At 45.3% G+C, this 15,329-nt stretch carries 14 protein-coding genes; 6 read left to right on the top strand and 8 right to left on the bottom strand.

Features of this window, described 5'->3' with window-relative positions; genetic code table 11:
• Positions 1 to 7 precede the first annotated feature (7 nt).
• The 3 genes from QUB33_RS18795 to QUB33_RS18785 form a co-directional block, all read right to left on the bottom strand.
• Positions 8 to 2,404, bottom strand: coding sequence for a bifunctional serine/threonine-protein kinase/ABC transporter substrate-binding protein (locus QUB33_RS18795; protein ID WP_333352470.1), 2,397 nt, complete (start codon positions 2,402 to 2,404; stop codon positions 8 to 10).
• A gap of 168 nt (positions 2,405 to 2,572) precedes the next feature.
• On the bottom strand, positions 2,573 to 5,008 hold the full coding sequence (locus QUB33_RS18790) for a bifunctional serine/threonine-protein kinase/ABC transporter substrate-binding protein (RefSeq protein ID WP_333352467.1): 2,436 nt from the start codon (positions 5,006 to 5,008) through the stop codon (positions 2,573 to 2,575).
• A 168-nt stretch (positions 5,009 to 5,176) separates the two neighbouring features.
• Entirely contained in the window at positions 5,177 to 7,540 is a 2,364-nt protein-coding gene (locus QUB33_RS18785; RefSeq protein ID WP_333352464.1) for a bifunctional serine/threonine-protein kinase/ABC transporter substrate-binding protein, read from the bottom strand.
• 178 nt (positions 7,541 to 7,718) lie between these two features.
• Here QUB33_RS18785 and QUB33_RS18780 point away from each other — a divergent pair, with 178 nt between their 5' ends.
• Positions 7,719 to 8,540: a calcium-binding protein gene (locus QUB33_RS18780; RefSeq protein ID WP_333352461.1), complete on the top strand. Its 822-nt coding sequence runs from the start codon at positions 7,719 to 7,721 to the stop codon at positions 8,538 to 8,540.
• Positions 8,541 to 8,659: 119 nt separating this feature from the next.
• On the opposite strand, the gene plsY is transcribed toward QUB33_RS18780, so the two are convergent.
• The 4 genes from plsY to QUB33_RS18760 all read right to left on the bottom strand — a co-directional run bounded on the left by plsY (position 8,660) and on the right by QUB33_RS18760 (position 12,095).
• On the bottom strand, positions 8,660 to 9,340 hold the full coding sequence (gene plsY / locus QUB33_RS18775; RefSeq protein ID WP_333352458.1) for a glycerol-3-phosphate 1-O-acyltransferase PlsY: 681 nt from the start codon (positions 9,338 to 9,340) through the stop codon (positions 8,660 to 8,662).
• 113 nt (positions 9,341 to 9,453) lie between these two features.
• Complete coding sequence (locus QUB33_RS18770) at positions 9,454 to 10,785, bottom strand: DUF3086 domain-containing protein (protein WP_333352454.1); 1,332 nt, start codon at positions 10,783 to 10,785, stop codon at positions 9,454 to 9,456.
• A 59-nt stretch (positions 10,786 to 10,844) separates the two neighbouring features.
• Positions 10,845 to 11,237 (bottom strand): DUF3119 family protein, encoded by a 393-nt coding sequence (locus tag QUB33_RS18765; protein WP_015178462.1) that lies wholly within the window; start codon positions 11,235 to 11,237, stop codon positions 10,845 to 10,847.
• 63 nt (positions 11,238 to 11,300) lie between these two features.
• Positions 11,301 to 12,095 (bottom strand): MlaE family lipid ABC transporter permease subunit, encoded by a 795-nt coding sequence (locus QUB33_RS18760; protein WP_333352450.1) that lies wholly within the window; start codon positions 12,093 to 12,095, stop codon positions 11,301 to 11,303.
• A 186-nt stretch (positions 12,096 to 12,281) separates the two neighbouring features.
• On the opposite strand from QUB33_RS18760, the gene QUB33_RS18755 reads away from it, so the two are divergent.
• Complete coding sequence (locus QUB33_RS18755) at positions 12,282 to 12,569, top strand: hypothetical protein (RefSeq protein ID WP_333352448.1); 288 nt, start codon at positions 12,282 to 12,284, stop codon at positions 12,567 to 12,569.
• 45 nt (positions 12,570 to 12,614) lie between these two features.
• On the opposite strand, the gene QUB33_RS18750 is transcribed toward QUB33_RS18755, so the two are convergent.
• On the bottom strand, positions 12,615 to 12,824 hold the full coding sequence (locus QUB33_RS18750) for a hypothetical protein (RefSeq protein WP_333219007.1): 210 nt from the start codon (positions 12,822 to 12,824) through the stop codon (positions 12,615 to 12,617).
• Positions 12,825 to 13,064: 240 nt separating this feature from the next.
• Here QUB33_RS18750 and QUB33_RS18745 point away from each other — a divergent pair, with 240 nt between their 5' ends.
• The 4 genes from QUB33_RS18745 (at position 13,065) to QUB33_RS18730 (ending at position 15,270) form a co-directional block, all read left to right on the top strand.
• A complete protein-coding gene (locus tag QUB33_RS18745; RefSeq protein ID WP_333352445.1) occupies positions 13,065 to 13,508 on the top strand; it encodes an Hsp20/alpha crystallin family protein in 444 nt (147 codons plus the stop codon).
• 139 nt (positions 13,509 to 13,647) lie between these two features.
• Positions 13,648 to 14,127, top strand: coding sequence for a hypothetical protein (locus tag QUB33_RS18740; protein WP_333352441.1), 480 nt, complete (start codon positions 13,648 to 13,650; stop codon positions 14,125 to 14,127).
• Between the two features lies 1 nt (position 14,128).
• Positions 14,129 to 14,521, top strand: a complete 393-nt coding sequence (locus QUB33_RS18735) for a hypothetical protein (protein WP_333352439.1) — start codon at positions 14,129 to 14,131, stop codon at positions 14,519 to 14,521.
• Between the two features lie 347 nt (positions 14,522 to 14,868).
• Positions 14,869 to 15,270, top strand: coding sequence for a fasciclin domain-containing protein (locus tag QUB33_RS18730; RefSeq protein WP_006634220.1), 402 nt, complete (start codon positions 14,869 to 14,871; stop codon positions 15,268 to 15,270).
• Positions 15,271 to 15,329 lie beyond the last annotated feature (59 nt).

Genomic DNA, 15,329 nt, shown 5'->3' with positions numbered 1-15,329 from the left:
AATGAGTTCAATCGCACTTTAAACCTGCCGCAGCCGCTGTCGGATACTTGACGGGAACAAAAGCTACACCAAACTGTTCTTTTCGACACTTGACAATATGCACCAATTCGCTGGGGGGATTTTTGCGATCGCCCTTCGCATCAAACTGAATAGTTCCTGTTCCTCCTTCCACAATAAAATTCGGAAGAGAAAGCGTTTTTTGCATTCCTTCGCGGCTGGGTTGCTGCTGCATTTCCATTGCCTTAATCAGGGCAATAGTTGCATCGTAAGCTAAGGCGGTATCGGTATTTACCGTTCCTCCCCACAACTTTTGAGCCTGTTGAGGAAATTTTTTATTAACACTGCTTAAGGGATGCCAGGGGACAGAGACGATTAGTTTTTCAAAAGATTTTAACTGGGATACGGCTTCCAAAGTTCTCCACTTGTAGAGTACCCAAATTCCGGCTATCCAATTGCGATTGCCGTTGGCTTTAACCATTGCGATCGCGTTATTTAATGAATTAGTAATTTGACCGTCTGGAGATAACACAATCGCAGTTTCCCCTGTGCGCTGGATTTGATTTAAAGCTGTTTGGGCGTTGAATTCATTTTTGGATAAATCAAAGTCGCGACTTCTGACTATTTTTGCTTTTTTGTCATCTTGAAACTGCCGTTTGAAAGCTTGTGTAAAATAAGAACCAGACGAACTGCCGGGATTGTATAAAACTGTCGCTTGATTTTTGCCTACTGACCGCAGATACTTTGCTAAAGTTTGAGCAGCAAACCGACTCGAATAGGATGTGCGAAAGAAAATTTTTCGATGCTTTTCTATCAGTTCTTCCGTTGTGCTTCCCGGAGAAATCAAAACCAGGTTATTTTGGTCATAAATATCTACCGCTGATAGGGTAATTTCGCTGGCATAGTGACCGACTACTCCTAAAACCTCCGGCTGTTTAACCAGTGTATTTGCTGTTTTAATGGCCTCTGTTTTGAGATTTGTATCGTCAGCAATGATGACTTTAAGACCTTTTCCGTTAATAGTTTTGGCTTCGAGAAAGCTTTGACCGGGAAAGCTTTTATTCCTCTCATTAGCAGCGCTTAATCCTAAATTAACTTGTGTTTGGGCTTGGGCAACGCCGCGCAAAATTTCTTTTGCAGAATCTGCATTAATTACAGAACCATCCTGAGTTCTCAGGATGGGAACGGCAACAGCAATTGTGTAATAATCAGCATTCTTAGCCTGAAGCCAAGCATTGTTCATGTAAATTAAAGTTTCGGGATCGATGCTGTCTTCTTCGTTCCAGGATTTTTTAAATAAATTAAAAGCAGATTGATAATTAGATTTCGCAAACTCCTCAACTCCCCTTTGCTTTAACCGAGGCGAAGAAGTTTTTACTAGGATTTCTTCGCCGCAACTCACAGCATCTCCTTGGATTAAAGGACAAGTTTTAGGTGTAATTGTGCGTAAAAAAATAGGGGTTGCTAGTCCCGCTGTCATTCCCGCAACTGCCAATGGCAACAAGCCAAAGATCGATCGAGAAAACAGCCTGCGTTTCGGTGGTGGTGAATGCAATCCTGTTAGCGCTCGCAAATCCTGTAACACTTCAGCAGCGGATTGATAGCGATCGTTAAAGTGGTAGCGCACCATCTTATTTAAAACTTTTTTTAGCTTGTCGCTAATTTGTACCATCGGGCGCTCGTCAGTGGAGTAATGCCAGACGAGTTCGCCAGTTTTTTGATGGTTGAAAAAATCAGCAATATCTAAACCTGCGATCGCTTGAATGCCGATGATTCCCACAGCATAGATATCGCTGTTAAATCTTGGCTGATTTTTCCACTGTTCCGCCGGCATATAACCCTCAGTACCAATGGCACGAGTTTGAGTTATTTGACCGTTCTCGATCGCCAAAGTACCGATCGCTTTTACCGCCCCAAAGTCAATCACGGCAATTTTGCCGTCTAGCTTGCGCCGGATTAAGTTTGACGGTTTAATATCGCGGTGAATAATACCTTGAGAGTGTACGCACTCTAAAACTGACAAAATATCCAGCAATAAATCAATAACTTCTGACTCCTGAAACTGCCTGAGAGAAGCGAGTTCTTTATTCAGCGGATTTCCTTCGATGTATTCTTGAATTAAGTAAAATTTTCCCTTTTCCAGAAAGCGATCGATTAACTTGGGAATGCGCGGACACTTATCGAGATACTTCAGGGTTTTAGCTTCTTTTTCAAATTGCACCTGCGCCGCCTGCAAAACCTCCGGATCGTTAGATTGAGGCGGCTCAATTTCCTTGACGACGCACAGGGGATTTTCGGGGCTGCCTAAAGCGTCGTTAGCCGTATAGGTTTTAGCAAACCCTCCCTCACCTAATTTAGCGATAATTCGGTAGCGCGCGCGCAGAATATCCCCTGGTTTTAGGCACATAAATTCTCCGATTCCCCAACTGGCTGCACTCGTTGAGGTTGATTTTACCATCGGGCGGGAACGGGTTTATATAGTTTACTCACGAGTATGTAACGCCGCCCTCTGGTGGTTCATGTACCGCGAGCGAGGGCGGCTAACGCAAGAAAATTGAATCAATCAGAAACGAGTTCAATCGCACTTTAAACCTGCCGCTGCCGCTGTCGGATACTTGACGGGAACAAAAGCGAGGCCGAACCGCTCTTTTCGACACTTGACAATATGTACTAAGTCCGGTCGAAAATTTTGGCGATCGCCCTTCGCATCAAACTCAATAGTTCCGGTTGCTCCTGTGGCGCTAAAATTCTGACTCGCAATAGTGTGCTGCATCCCTTCGCGGCTGGGTTGCTGTTGCATTTCTATTGCTGTAATTAGCGTCCGAGTTGCATCGTAGGTTAAAGCTGTGCGGTGGTTGACGTTTCCTCCCCAAAGCTTCCGAGCATTTTCGGCAAATGTGGGGTTGGGAGCAGCTAAGGGATGCCAAGAGGATGATGTCACCAGTTTATTAAAAGACTGTAACTGGGAGGCAGTTTCTAAGGTTTTCTGGCTGTAGATTCCCCCGGTTCCCACTACCCAATTGCGATCGCCATTGGCTTTAATAAGTGCCATCGCATTTTTGACTGCATTCGGGACATGACTCGTACTTAAGACAATGGCTGTTTTCTCAGTTCGCTCGATTTCTTGTAATGCTAATTCAACGTTAAAAGTTTTCTTACATAAATCGAATTCAGTGATGCTGACAATATTTCCTCCTGCTTGTCTAAACTGTTTTCTGAATTCTTCCCACAATGAAGAAGTAGCTTGAATTTCAGGACAATATAAACCCGCAGCTTTTTTGGAACCTGCGTTTTCAATCAGATAGTTCTTGAAGTTTTCAGCAGTAATTTGATGTCTAGGAACAGTGCGAAAGAAAAACTTGCGAGGTTGTTCTGTTAATTGTTCCGTTGTACTCCCAGGGGAAATTAAGACTAAGTTATTTTTGTCATAAATATCGATTGCATACACAGTCATCTCGCTAGTATAGTGACCGACGACGCCCAAAATTTCGGTTTGCTTGACGAGTGAAGAGGCCCTAGCTTTTGCCTCTGTTTTCAGATTGGCATCGTCAGCGATAATGATTCTAATACCCTTGCCCTTAATGGCTTTCCCTGTTAAAAAACTTTGACCTGGAAAGTCGTTATTGCGATCGGAATTAAAGAGTCCTAGGTTGACTTCTGTTTGGGCCTGGGCAATGCCGCGCAGCATTTCTCTAGCCAAATCAGAATTGACAGTACCTCCTTCGCTGTTGCTAATGGGAACGGCAACTGCAAGGGTGTAGTAATCAGCTTTTTTTGCCTTCAAAAGGGCATTATTGATGTAAATTAAAGTTTCTGGATCTTTGCGTTCTTCTTCGTTCCACGATTGTTTAAATAAATTAAAAGCTGCTTGATAATTTGCATTAAACAATTCATTTACTCCCCTTTCTTTTAAGCGAGAGCCAGAGGTTTTTATCAGGAGTTCCTCGCCGCAACTTACAGCATCTCCCTGGATTAAAGGACAAGTTTTAGGTGTAAAAACTTTGTGTATTAAAAATGCTGCTAGCCCGAGGAATCCTGCGATCGCGATCGGCAAGCTGACTCTCAATGTATCTTGCCATTGGCGTTGAGGCTTCGGCAGCAGAGGTTGTTGTGAAGGGGGCGCAGGTGAGTGCAACGCTGTTAGCGATTCCCTACGGGATAGCTTCGCTTCACGCAAATCCTGCAACACTTCAGCAGCGGACTGATAGCGATCGTTAAAGTGGTAGCGCACCATCTTATTTAAAACTTTTTTTAGCTTGTCGCTAATTTGTACCAGCGGGCGCTCGTCAGTGGAGTAATGCCAGACGAGTTCGCCGGTTTTTTGATGGTTGAAAAAATCAGCAATATCTAAACCTGCGATCGCTTGAATGCCGATGATTCCCACAGCATAGATATCGCTGTTAAATCTTGGCTGATTTATCCACTGTTCGGCCGGCATATAACCTTCAGTACCAATGGCACGAGTTTGAGTTATTTGACCCTTCTCGATCGCCAAAGTACCGATCGCTTTTACCGCCCCAAAGTCAATCATCGCAATTTTGCCGTCTAGCTTGCGCCGGATTAAGTTTGACGGTTTAATATCTCGGTGAATAATACCTTGAGAGTGTACGCAATCTAAAACTGACAAAATGTCCAGCAATAAATCAATAACTGCTGACTCCTGAAACTGCTGGCCTGAAATTAGTTCTTGATTCAGCGGATTTCCGTCGATGTATTCTTGAATTAAGTAAAATTTTCCCTTTTCCAGAAAGCGATCGATAAACTTGGGAATGCGCGGACATCGATCGAGATACTTCAGGGTTTTAGCTTCTTTTTCAAATTGCTGTTGTGCTTCTTCCAACAGCCGCGCATCCTTAGATTGAGGCGGCTCAATTTCCTTGACGACGCACAGGGGATTTTCGGGGCTGCCTAAAGCGTCGTTAGCCGTATAGGTTTTAGCAAACCCTCCCTCACCTAATTGACCGATAATTCGGTAGCGCCCGCGCAGAATATCCCCTGGTTTTAGGCACATAAATTCTCCGATTCCCCGACTGGCTGCACTCGTTGAGGTTGATTTTACCATCGGGCGGGAACGGGTTTATATAGTTTACTCACGAGTATGTAACGCCGCCCTCTGGCGGTTCATGTACCGCGAGCGAGGGCGGCTAACGCCAGAAAATTGAATCAATCAGAAACGAGTTCAATCGCACTTTAAACCTGCCGCTGCCGCTGTCGGGTACTGGACGGGAACAAAAGCGAGGCCGAACCGCTCTTCTGGACACTCTACAATATGTACTAAATCGCTGGGATGATTTTGCCGATCGCCATTTTCCGGCGAGTTAAACTGAATGGTTCCTGTTGCTCCCCAAGCCCTAAAATCAGGAGATGAAAGCGTTCTTTGCATCCCTTCGCGACTGGGTTCCTGCTGCATTTCCAATGCTTTTATGAGTGCGCGCGCTGCATCGTAACCTGAAGCTATACGAGTATTTCCCTCTTCTCCCCACAGCGATCGAGCCTGTTGAGGAAATTCTTTGTTAGGGCTGTTTAAAGGATGCCAGCCGACAGAAAGGATTAGTTTTTCAAACAACCTTTGCGGTTGCCCAGATACAAATTCTAACATTTGCGGACACATCAGCATCCATGCCCCGGCAATCCAATTGCGATCGGCGTTAAGTTTTATTATCTCAAATGCGCTGTTTAAGGCTCCCCTAATATGAGGGTCTGGAACTAACACGATCGCAGTTTCTGCGTTCGCCTGGATTTCCTCGATCGCTCTTTGGGCGTTGAAGTCTGTGTTAAATAAATCGAAATCCCGAATGCAGACTATTTTTCCCCCTTGGCGGTCTCGAAAATAGGTTGTGTACTCTTCCTTAAAAGATGCGCTGAATGGGCTTTCCTGATTGTATAAAATTGCTACTTGTTTTTGATTTTTTGCGAGGAGGTAGTCCGCTAAATCTTTAGCGATTAAACTGCTCGTATATTGAGTCCGAAAGAAAAATTTTTTAGGCTCATCTGTCAGCTCTTCCGTGGCTGCACCCGGAGACATCAAAACCAGATTATTGTTATTGTAAATATCTACCGTGTACATCGTCATCTCGCTGCTAGCGTGACCGACAACTGCTAAAATTTCCGGTTGATTTACCAGTGAGATTGCTCTTTGTCTTGCCTTTCTTTCATCGTTCCCATCGTCAGCAATAATTACTTTAAGTCCTTTGCCGTTAATGGCTTGACTTGGTAAAAAACCTCGACCGGGAAAGTCCGGGTCGCTAGCATTGGACAGCCCCAAATTAACTTCTGTTTGCGCTTGAGCCACTCCGCGCAGAAATTCTTTGGCCTGAGCACCAAGCAGAGCAAAACTGTCCGGCTTTCTCCCACAAATGGGAATGGCTACAGCAATTGTGTAATAAGGAGCGTTGCTGGCCTCCAGAAAAGCATTGTTCAGGTAAACTAAAGTTTCTGGATCTTTGCCGTATTCTTTATGCCACGATTGTTTGAATAAATTAAAAGCTTGCTCTGCATTTGAAGCTGCAAACTTTTCAACTCCTCTTTGCTTTAACCGAGGACGAGAACTGGTAAAGAGAATTCTTTCTCCGGCACTTAAATTATCTGGGAGGACTAAACGAGGGTTTGAGTCCACAGGTGTCCTGCTGTCAGTGGCGATCGAATATTCCCCTCCCACCTGCGTCGCAGTCTCAATCGGCGGTGAGGGCGATAGCACCACCGATCGCAAATCCTGCAAAACATCAGCAGCGGATTGATAGCGATCGTTAAAGTGGTAGCGCACCATCTTATTTAAAACTTTTTTTAGCTTGTCGCTAATTTGTACCATCGGGCGATCGTCAGTTGAGTAGTGCCAGACAAGTTCCCCAGTTCTTGGATGATTTAAAAAGTCTTCAATATCTAAACCTGCGATCGCTTGAATGCCGATGATTCCCACAGCATAGATATCGCTGCTAAATCTTGGCTGATTTATCCACTGTTCGGCCGGCATATAACCGTCTGTACCGATGACGCGAGTTTGAGTTATTTGACCCCCCTGAATCGCCAAATTGCTAATACCTTTGACTGCCCCAAAGTCAATCACGGCAATTTTGCCGTCTAGCTTGCACCGGATTAAGTTTGACGGTTTAATATCGCGGTGAATAATACCTTGAGAGTGGACGCAATCTAAAACTTCTAAAATGTCCTGCAATAAATCAATAACTTCTGATTCCGTAAACTGCCTGTCTGAACCGATCTCTTGGTTCAGCGGATTTCCTTCGATGTATTCTTGAATTAAGTAAAATCTTCCCTGTTCTTGAAAGTGCTCGATTAACCTGGGAATGCGCGAGCACTGTTCCAGAGATATCAGGGCTCTAGCTTCTCTTTCAAATTGCACCTGCGCCGCCTGCAAAACCTCCGGATCGTTCGATTGAGGAGGCCCAATTTCCTTGACGACGCACAGGGGATTTTCGTCGGGTTCATGTAGATCGACAGCCCTATAGGTTATGGCAAACCCTCCCTCCCCTAATTGAGCGATTATTCGGTAGCGATCGCGCAGAATATCCCCTGGATTCAGACACATAAATTGTTCTATCCCCTCGACTCGCTGCACTCGTTGGTGTCGATCGTACCACAAATATGACTTTTATGAACTCAAGGTTATGACTTTTATGAACTCAAAGTTATGAATATATGAATTGACTTTGAGAGTGGCTTATTTAATAATCTTGGCATCTGAGATTTGAGGAACAAAATATTTTATGGCTTTACAAAGAGATCTATCAGGAGTGCCTCGCTTAGTTGGCGACAATACATCTGAATCTGTTGAGTTATCCCTCGCTAATTCCCGATTCGGAGGTGTAACTAATTTCCCCTCGGGAGTATGGATGCTTGGAGGTGACGATTCAGTCATAGGCTCAACAGCTAGCGATTTGGTTTATGGCAATGAAGGGGAAGATATTATCAGAGGGAATTTTGGCAACGATTCTTTACTTGGGGGAAGAGGGAAAGACGCAATATATGGAACTGAAGGCAATGACTCTCTAAACGGAGGTCAAGATGGAGATTTACTTTTTGGTGAGAGTGGCAATGATATTTTATTGGGAGGTAAAGGCAATGATTTTTTAGTCAGCGGTAGCGGAAATGACACTCTAATGGGAGGTTTGGGTCGCGACTTTTTAGCAGGTTTGGGTGAGAGTGGTTCACTCAAAATCGGGGGCAGCAACTTGTACGTCCTTCAAGCAGAATCCGGAGTTAGAGATGTCAATAATGCCGATCTCATTGTAGGTTTCAGACAACCTTTCGATAAAATTGGATTAGCAGGCGGTTTGACTGTGAATGATATAGTGTTGGAAAACTTGACAAATGTGCCAATTACGATACAGGTAGAATTTCCGCAAGTTGCGGGTTCTATTGTCACGCCAGAGCAATCACAGCTATTAAAACCTGTATCGATAGTGAGTTCAGGGACTCTGATCAAAGTCAGGAATTCAGGAGATGCAATCGGTTTTGTTGAGGGTGTAACGCCTGTGGACTTGCAAAACAGCATTCTAAACAGCATTATCCCTGTTCAGGGATTCTGAGCTGTATAATGCGCTGCCATGCCTGCTATAAAAGCTTAATTGGAGATGCTGCTAGCGATCGCCCGCGCGCTAAACTGTGGGATTTTTAAGGCGCGATCGCACTTCAATCAAACTAATTATCACTCGCTAGCTGCTGTTTCCAATTTCTCTCCAATCCTTGGTTCAGTACCGTTCAAAAGCCGCTGAATATTGCTCCGATGCCGCACAATTACAAACACACCGCCCGCAATTCCAAACAATACATAAGCCAGCGGCTGATGTAAAGCAAACATCAATCCAGCAACGCTAATTGCCCCGATAATCGAGCTTAAAGAGACAATTCGCGATACCGCAAATACTATCCCGAAAATTCCGAAAGTTCCCAAACCAACTGGCCAGTACAAACCGAGCAAAACTCCCAAACTCGTAGCCACAGATTTACCGCCGGTAAACCCCAGCCAAATAGATTTGCTGTGGCCCAAAACAGCAGAGAAACCCGCCAAAGTTGCCATCCAAGGGAGGACAGTTGCAGTATTTTCTAAACCTGCCGCGGTTGCTAGCTGGCTGGTAAAACTGAGAGAGTAAATGTAGCGGATTAGGACGATCGCACTTACCCCCTTCAACACATCAACCAGCAACACCCCCAACCCCGGCCACTTACCCAAAGTCCTCAGTACGTTAGTCGCACCCGTCGAACCCGAACCAACCTCTCGAATATCAATTCCTAGCATCCATTTCCCCAATGCGTACCCAGTAGGAATCGAACCCAGCAGATAAGCTGCTATTAACAGTGCGCCATTTAAAATTATCCAGCTAGCCATTTTTTAATTTGAGATTTCGTGTACTTTTAAAATTTGCAATCTTTCCCCTAGCATAATTAGCAATTAGCAATTACTAATTAGCAATTACCAATTACCAATTACCAATTACTCAATCAAAAATCCTTAGCAGTCGTCAAAGTTTGCGGGTCAGAAGCAAAGGCCAACCACAGCGGAAATTGCAGCAGTGACAAACTAATTAAATCCTCAGTTTCATCAATGACAATTAGCGGCAATTTGCCATCTTTCACCAGTCGATCGGCTTTTTGAGCCAAAGCCTCCGCAGACTCAAACATAATAATCCCCCGTTCCGGGCCAAAATCGTTGCGAGTAATGCCCAAACAATCCTGCAAACCCCGGCGCCACTCTCCTAAACGTTCGGGACTGTTGGCGAGTACCAAAGTTCGCACCCGCCCGCCGTAGACGCTTCTGAGTACAGAAATAATAGTCGAAGTAATCAAGATATTTTGCAAGCGCGAACCCATAGTCCGCAAAGCACCCCTTCCTCCTTGGGTGAAAAACCAGTTAGAAACTCGTTCCGCGTGGATGGGTTCAAAAGTGCGGCGGAGTTGCCAAGGCGGGCCGTAGTAGTCGGGGACAGTGCGATATTGATCGAGGGTGCGGCGAATTTGTTTGGCTTGTTCTTGAAATCCCTGTTCGGCAAATTTGGGATTTACCGGTGCTGAGGATTGAGACTCCTCAGCAGCAGTTCGCTGTGGTGTCTCTTGCATCGGCGGTGTCAAATCTAAGAGTTCGGCGGTGGCGGCCAAATCCTGCAAACTGCCTACTAGATAGTCTTTGAAACCCTGGACTCGAATTGCTAAATCTTGGGAAACGCCGGCAAAAGTGGTTCGCATTTCCTTTTGAATTCGATCGCGCCGGCGTTCGAGTTTTTCTACTTCGATTTGTAGCGCTTGTTTGCGCTGATCTAGTTGAATCAAGCCGTCTTGTACCAAACGCCCGATCGATGCTTGAGTCTCGCCCAACGCTTCTATAGCATTGGCTTTGTCGGCTTCCAAGGCGGCAATTTTTTCAGTCAAATTTTGTTCTTGCTGCTGCAATTCTTTGACTCTCTGTGCCAACTGTTCGGTAACATTTTCTGGGATGTGCGTTACCGTTGCTGCGGTTGCTGTTGGCTGGGAGTCTGTGGGAAGCTCGATTTGAGCGATCGGACTTTCTGATTCGGCATCGTCGGTGTTGGGTGGAATTGGGGCGATTGCGCCTGCTTCATTCACGAATTCGGCGATTTCGGCATCTTCCTGGGCCAGCGGCGGGTCTGTTTCTGGCGGGAGTTGGGCTGGCAGTTCATCTTCGTCGATCCACAAATCTCGTGTTTGAGATAGAAGTTGATATTCCGTCTCATTCACGGGTAAATCGACTTCGCCGTCACCGCTTGGGGCGGCTGGTTGTGGTTGCGGTTCTTGGGTTGGAGATTCGTCTGAATTCATGGGAAATTTTGTTCGGCGTAGGGCACGGAAAAGTTAAAAATTAAAAATTAACAACTTTTTTAGTCTTGACGGGGACAGCGCTGTTCTAAGCAGGTCTGTAGCATTTTACGATCGAACAGAACCGGCAGAAAGTGAATGCTGTTAATTTCTTTGAAATAGAACAAAATCGGCACTGCGGGCCAAAATATCCGCCAATTTTGCCATTCTCGGTAAGGAAAGCGGCGGATTAAGTTGGACGATCGATAAATGTCCAAATCTGTTGGGGTAAATTGTAGCCGGATGGTGGCGGCTTGATACATCAGAAACAAGCCGAACAGCGAAAGTGGCAAACTAGCCCACTTCTGCACGAACAGCAGCGGTAGGGCCGCCAGTACCAGGACTAGGGGAATCGCATAACTCGGAGCGAGTTCGATCGTATTTGTCGGCGCCGTCGAAGAGGCAGTGGTATTCACGGGTTTAAATCAAGGGTAGTAAAGGAATGTTGCCAATTATTCATATTTTATCCGTTTCCTAGCTTACAAGCCTTTGAGTACGCTAGAGCCCGTCCCCTGAAACATCAGCCAAGTCATGAAAAAGTTCACAATAAAAATAGCCAGTAAAGCCGTCACCACCGCCGTAGTAGTCGATTGACCGACGCCTTTTGCCCCGCCGGTGGTGGTCAAACCCCAGCTAGTGCCGATTACAGCAATCAAACCACCGAATACAAAAGCCTTAATTGCCGCGCTGCAAATATCCCACAGACTCAGGAAATTGCGGACTGATTCTAAAAACACGTTTTGAGAGATGCCGTACATCGTCGTAGCAATCAGCAGTCCGCCGAGGACGCCGGTGACGAGACACATGATTGTTAAAATTGGCAGCATCAAGCAGCAAGCAAGGACGCGGGGAATTACTAAATAGTCGATCGGGTCTGTTCTAAGCATCAGCAGGGCATCTATCTGTTCTGTTACCTGCATCGTGCCGATTTCCGCTGCAAAAGCCGAACCTACCCGTCCCGTCACGATTACGGCTGTTAAGACGGGGCCGAGCTCGCGAGTCAAAGACAAAGCCAAAACGCCACCGACGACATTGCCGGCCCCGAGGTTAATAAATTCCCTCGCTACCTGAATAGTAAATACCATGCCGACAAAACCCGCAGTCAGCAAAGCAATCAGCAGAGATTCCGGGCCGACTGCTGCCATTTGGTCGAGGGTGTTTCGGCGGTGAATTTTGCCCTTCAGCAAGTGCAGCATGACTTGGCCGCCCAATAAAATTGCTGCCAGCAACCGCTGACTCCACAAACTGAGGCTCGAAGATGTAGTGGTGCTCAAGGGGATTTCGAGTGTAGAACAACTGCAAAAAATGAAATCTATCTACAAATCTTAAACAAGTTTTTTCTATAACATTTAAGATTTCTGACAGAACCGGCCACTGACGGCGATCGCTGCCTATCGTAGAAAAGGACAAGTTTTGTTTACTTGCACCTTTCGGCAGTTTAGCTGAATTTACTGACTCTTATGAGCATTTTTCCCAATTTTATTCGCTCTGTACTGCTGACCAGCCTGTTGAGCTTTGTCGCCCCCATATTGTTAATCGGCGCGGGATTGACTAGCTTTTCGCTGATCGGCTTCGTCCCTGCTCTCCAAGGAGTTGGTCGTTCTGGAGAAGACATGATTTTGCAGTTCTTAGCTACTTTCGGCAGCGGCTGTCCCCTCCAGGGCTTTTTCGTCATTGGTCTAACTTTTGGTTTAGTGGGTGCTTTGTTTGATACCTACGCTTCTTATCAGCATTCGCGGTGGAGTTAATTTTGTTTCGTTATATGTGGAATGTGAGATTTTAGGTTGGGAATTCTAAATTAAATCTAAAATCTCAAATTGTTGGGTTCCGATGCGATCGAATAGCGCCACCTGCAATGACTTCGCCCACAAACGGATAGTTGCTAGCAGACAGGAGTGGTGGAGAGCAGAAAATTTTAGACCAAAGTTAAAATTTCCCGATTCATGTGTGGAGTCAATCTCAAATCTCAACTCTCCAACCTCGAAGCTGCTGACTTCGCCCAAAAACGGATACTTGAAATTTTAGACTCTTGGTCAAACTTCCAGATTTATCTGTGGAGTCAATCTAAAATCTCCACTCTCAAACCGACTCACCCAACATTATTGGTCGCAAATGTTCGGTAATGCGATCGACCTTTTTGCGGAAAACCGAATCCCCCTATTTCTGGAGCTGAAATATATTAAATACAGGTTGAGTCAAGTGTTTCTCAACCCTAAAAACTTCAGATAGTCGAGGTATTAGTTATGGCACTTATTCGTTGGGAACCTTTGCGGGAAATGGACTCCTTGCAACGAGAAATGAATCGGTTGTTTGATAGCTTGACTCCGGCAACCGATCGCGCATCTAACGGTGTTTCTTTTCTACCCCCCGCCGAACTCGATGAAACTCCCGAAGCCATCCACCTTAAATTAGAAGTTCCAGGCATGGAAGCTAAGGATTTGGATGTACAAGTAACCGCAGAAGCTGTTGCTATCAGCGGCGAACGCCGTCAGGAAACAAAGAGTGAAGATAAAGGCATGACTCGCTCTGAGTTCCGCTACGGTTCGTTCCGCCGGGTGATTTCCCTACCCGCCCGGGTTCAAAATGACAGCGTAGAAGCTGAGTACAAAAATGGAGTTTTGCACCTGAATTTGCCCAAAGCGGAAGCAGAAAAGAACCGCGTGGTGAAAGTGCAAATCGGCGGCTAATAATTTTTTCCTACTTTAGTTAGTTTGAGTTAATTAGTAGGGGGGCGCAAGGCCCCCCCTATTTGTTTGGGAAATAGATTATTGGTCATTGGGAATTGAAAATTGTGCCGGAAAGCATTGGGCATTGCGAGTTTGAGGAATGATTATTCCTTTTTCCTTCTTCCTTCTTCCATCCATCCGTTACATCCTCAGAAAGCGAATCCGTTGCCGAATTTTCTTGTTCCGATTCTTCAACCGTGCTAAACTCCAAGAAGCAATGGTTGGTGAGGAGACTTGCGTGCCGAGTCAGGGAGTGGGAGGAAATGGAATTGCATCTGAGTTTGGAGACTTAACCGGGATGACTCGCCAAGAAGTCGATGATTTTTTGCGCGGATTGGGTGCAGAAATCAGAACTACTGAAGGGGGTTATCTTGAATACGAATTTGCCGATCGTTCGCGAGTCAATATCCGTCCTGATGGTGAAGTTGTACGCACCCCAGCTCCCAGATACGGTTCAGATGGCCGAAAAATAAACAAAGGTTTGCGTCTTGACAAAGATGGCAGCTTGGTCAAAACACGCGATGAATTTGGCAATAAGATTCCTGGGACGCACAATTCGGGAGAAAAAGTGAGTAATTAATATGCCAGATGACTACAACTTGCTTAATTTAGGTGGACTTACGTCCCTCATCACAAATGTCAATGTGTCTTTGTGGGGGAATGAAATTTTATTTGAATGTATTTACGATCCGACAGGCGATCGATTGCCTTATAGCATAGTATTTCATGACTGCCGAGACATCAGTTGGGAGGTGTTCCATCCTGAAGATGTCAAAGATCCTGAAGCTGATTTGATTGGCCTTCATTTGGGTGAAAACGCGCACCGGAAAGCAGCTTTGATTCATACAGACATTTTTGAAATTTCAATTTTGTACGGCAGTTTTAGCATTCATAAGGGAGAAAACCTAAATGCTCAAGTAGCAGATTTAGAAACAGAGAATTGGGTATCACAACAATCGACAGCAGTATTGTAGAAATTGGAAACCCCCGCCCGGTTAAATTGTGAAGGCGTTAGTAATATTATATCGGGTAAAATAACTATTACAGGACTTACCTACTCCGACTGCTCGAAACTGGTTTTTTTACCTAATCTGCGGCTTTTAACGAAGTATTTTCGTAAAAAACCCGGTTTCTGGGTTCCCATGCGTAAGTCCTATATTATTAGGTTTGTAGTGACGACTGAAGTCCTCAGCAAAAATCTGAGGATTGAAGTCCTCCCTACAAAATAATTACCCATTTTTCAAAAAAGACAGTAGGTATTGTTGCCAGCCTCAGTTTACGATACTTAAGAGAACATTTTTTGCAAATGAGGTAAAACATAATGCCTGATATTGTTGATATTGCCGTAGGTGCGGGTTCGTTTCAAACCCTGGTAACGGCGGTACAAGTAGCTAATTTAGTAGATGCGCTCAAGAGTCCGGGCCCTTTCACTGTCTTTGCACCCACTGACGATGCTTTTGCGAAATTGCCGCCGGGAACTATCACAACCCTAGTGCAGAACGTTCCCCAATTGACCAGGATTTTGATGTTTCACGTCGTATCGGGGAAGTTTATGAAGGCTGATTTGGCAAAACTCGGTTTTGTTACTTCCTTAGAAGGTTCGCCGATTAAAATTGATTGTTCTGACGGTTTTGAGGTGAAAAATGCTACAGTTGTCGCTGCGGATATCGAAGCAGACAATGGCGTCATCCACGTCATCGATAACGTGATTTTAATGGGATAATTTCGCCGTCTAATCTCGCTGCGGGAGCCAAGCAGGTGCTTTGCGGTGCCGCTTTGCTC

It is taken from the genome of Microcoleus sp. B3-A4 (assembly GCF_036705385.1).
Classification (GTDB): Bacteria; Cyanobacteriota; Cyanobacteriia; order Cyanobacteriales; family Microcoleaceae; genus Microcoleus.
This window is presented reverse-complemented; position numbering and strand designations above follow the sequence as displayed.

What these genes read in the sequence shown, in the direction of transcription:
- QUB33_RS18795 (WP_333352470.1), bottom strand. Translation starts at nt 2,404, where the DNA reads ATGTGCCTAAAACCAGGGGATATTCTGCGCGCGCGCTACCGAATTATC.
- QUB33_RS18790 (WP_333352467.1), bottom strand. Translation starts at nt 5,008, where the DNA reads ATGTGCCTAAAACCAGGGGATATTCTGCGCGGGCGCTACCGAATTATC.
- QUB33_RS18785 (WP_333352464.1), bottom strand. Translation starts at nt 7,540, where the DNA reads ATGTGTCTGAATCCAGGGGATATTCTGCGCGATCGCTACCGAATAATC.
- QUB33_RS18780 (WP_333352461.1), top strand. Translation starts at nt 7,719, where the DNA reads ATGGCTTTACAAAGAGATCTATCAGGAGTGCCTCGCTTAGTTGGCGAC.
- plsY (WP_333352458.1), bottom strand. Translation starts at nt 9,340, where the DNA reads ATGGCTAGCTGGATAATTTTAAATGGCGCACTGTTAATAGCAGCTTAT.
- QUB33_RS18770 (WP_333352454.1), bottom strand. Translation starts at nt 10,785, where the DNA reads ATGAATTCAGACGAATCTCCAACCCAAGAACCGCAACCACAACCAGCC.
- QUB33_RS18755 (WP_333352448.1), top strand. Translation starts at nt 12,282, where the DNA reads ATGAGCATTTTTCCCAATTTTATTCGCTCTGTACTGCTGACCAGCCTG.
- QUB33_RS18745 (WP_333352445.1), top strand. Translation starts at nt 13,065, where the DNA reads ATGGCACTTATTCGTTGGGAACCTTTGCGGGAAATGGACTCCTTGCAA.
- QUB33_RS18740 (WP_333352441.1), top strand. Translation starts at nt 13,648, where the DNA reads ATGATTATTCCTTTTTCCTTCTTCCTTCTTCCATCCATCCGTTACATC.
- QUB33_RS18735 (WP_333352439.1), top strand. Translation starts at nt 14,129, where the DNA reads ATGCCAGATGACTACAACTTGCTTAATTTAGGTGGACTTACGTCCCTC.
- QUB33_RS18730 (WP_006634220.1), top strand. Translation starts at nt 14,869, where the DNA reads ATGCCTGATATTGTTGATATTGCCGTAGGTGCGGGTTCGTTTCAAACC.